Annotated in this window: 2 protein-coding genes and 1 riboswitch; both genes read left to right on the top strand. The window is 32.8% G+C overall.

Annotation, left to right across the window (positions count from 1 at the left end):
* A partial coding sequence (locus MR593_RS11165) for a molybdopterin oxidoreductase family protein (RefSeq protein ID WP_290692884.1) occupies positions 1-957 on the top strand: 957 nt, incomplete at its 5' end.
* A 268-nt stretch (positions 958-1225) separates the two neighbouring features.
* A riboswitch (molybdenum cofactor riboswitch) is annotated at positions 1226-1363 on the top strand.
* Positions 1364-1452: 89 nt separating this feature from the next.
* The coding region (locus MR593_RS11170) for a molybdopterin molybdotransferase MoeA (protein WP_290692886.1) at positions 1453-2310 on the top strand (858 nt) is incomplete at its 3' end.

Here is a 2310-nt window from a genome sequence, read left to right on the forward strand (position 1 = left end):
AAATTTGAAAAAGCTTGGGGAACTAAATTAAATCCTAATCCAGGAAAACATGCAACAGATGTATTCCCTGCTATAATAAAAGGAGAAATTAAAGGACTTTATATCTTCGGTGAAGACCCAATAGTAACTGATCCTGATACTCATCACGTTATAAAAGCATTAGAAAGCTTAGATTTCTTCGTAATGAATGAATTATTCATGACTGAAACTGCTCAATATGCTGACGTTATATTACCAGGTGTAAGTTATGCTGAAAAAGAAGGTACATTCTCTAATACAGAAAGACGTGTTCAAAGAGTACGTAAAGCTGTAGAATTAGAAGGTGAAATGAGACTAGATACTGATATATTCATAGACATAATGAATAAAATGGGATATCCACAACCTCATTTAACTTCAGCTGAAATAATGGATGAAATAGCTTCATTAACTCCAAGCTTTGGTGGTATAAGCCATGAAAGACTTGACAGAGAAGGTGGACTACAATGGCCATGTCCAAGTAAAGATCATCCAGGAACTCCAATAATGCACGTTGGTAAATTTACTAGAGGATTAGGTTGGTTCTATCCAGCTGAATACATTCCATCTGCGGAATTGCCAGATGATGAATATCCAATTATATTAATGACTGGACGTATACTATATCATTACACTACAAGAGCAATGACTGGTAAAACTGAAGGTTTAATGCAAATAGCTGGTAAATCATTTATAGAAATGAATGAAAAAGATGCTGAAGCTATAGGAGTTAAAGATGGAGATAGAGTAAAAGTTTCTTCAAGACGTGGTGAAATCGAAACAACTGCTCGTGTTGGAACAAAAGTATCTCCAGGTGAAACTTGGATGCCATTCCACTTCCCAGATGGAAACTGTAACTGGTTGACAAATGCTGCATTAGATAAATATGCAAGAATACCAGAATACAAAGTTTGTGCTGTAAAAGTAGAAAAAGCATAGAACAAGTGTTAAAAATTTATTTTAAAATCAAAAAGTAATTAGGTGTCAGCACCTATAAATGTTAGAAAATATAGGTGCTGGCTATCTTAATATAGTAAAAGTTGCCTATATAGTTATTTATACAACTGAAAAAAAGTATTTGTTATGTTAAAATTAACTCAAAGTTCGAGATATATGTGATATTTAAATTTGATAGTTGATTTTATGGGTGGAAGAAATCATATTATCGGGTGGAATTAAAAATATTGCAGATATGAAAGAAACTTAAAAATTGAATAGTCTCCGAGCGAAAACATCTAAGGAGTAAATCTATGATGTCGAGCCAAGTGATTAAAAAATTGCTTCTGGTTACAATGGAAACGTTGTGGCCATCCGTTGTTTGAAAAGGAGAAAATTATGCAAAAAAGGTATATAAAATACCTTTTATTAATAATGCTATATTTTCTATTTTTTTAAATAATAGGTTATATAGCATTTTTTTTGGGAGGGATAAATATGGTAGGTATAGAGCTTGAATTAGCTGTAAAATTGATTTGTGATTCTGTTAAAGCCATAGATGAAGTAGAAGAAATAAGTATAGAAAATGCTAGAGGTAGGATCTTAGCAGAAGATATAATTGCACCAATTAATCAACCTCCTTTTGATCGTTCGCCATTAGATGGCTATGCTCTAAGATCAGAGGATATTAAGGGTGCAAGCAAACAAAATCCAGTAAAATTAAAGGTTATAGATGAAATACTTGCTGGAGGATATACACATAAAAAGCTAGGCAAAAATGAGGCTGTGATAGTCATGACAGGTTCAAAATTGCCAAAAGGATGTGACTGTGTAATAAGACAAGAATCTACTGATTATGGCATGGATACAGTTAAAATATATGAGGAAGTAAAGCACCACCAAAACTACTGTTTTGAAGGTGAGGATATACAAAAGGGCAGTAGATTAATACAAAAAGGAGAAAAAATAAGCAATATACATATAGGTGTGATAGCATCTATGGGATACGAAAATATAAAGGTAATAAGAAGACCAAAGGTAGCCTTGATAAGTACAGGTGACGAGGTTGTATGTGGAGGAAAAAGTCTTGCTGAAGGTAAAATTTATGACAGCAATAGAAGAATGATAGCCTCTAGACTAGAAGAATTAGGCTGTGAAGTAGTCATGGCTGAAGTTTTAGGTGATGATGAAAATTTAATTGCAAATGAAATTAAAAAAATTATAGATATTATAGATGTAGTATTTACTACAGGTGGAGTTTCTGTAGGTAAAAAGGATATTATGCACGAGGTTATAAAAGTTTTAAATGCGAAAAAGATTTTCTGGAGAGTAAATATGAAGCCAGGGACACCTGCT

Origin of the sequence: Intestinibacter sp., assembly GCF_022780145.1 — a bacterium.
GTDB lineage: Bacteria > Bacillota > Clostridia > Peptostreptococcales > Peptostreptococcaceae > Intestinibacter.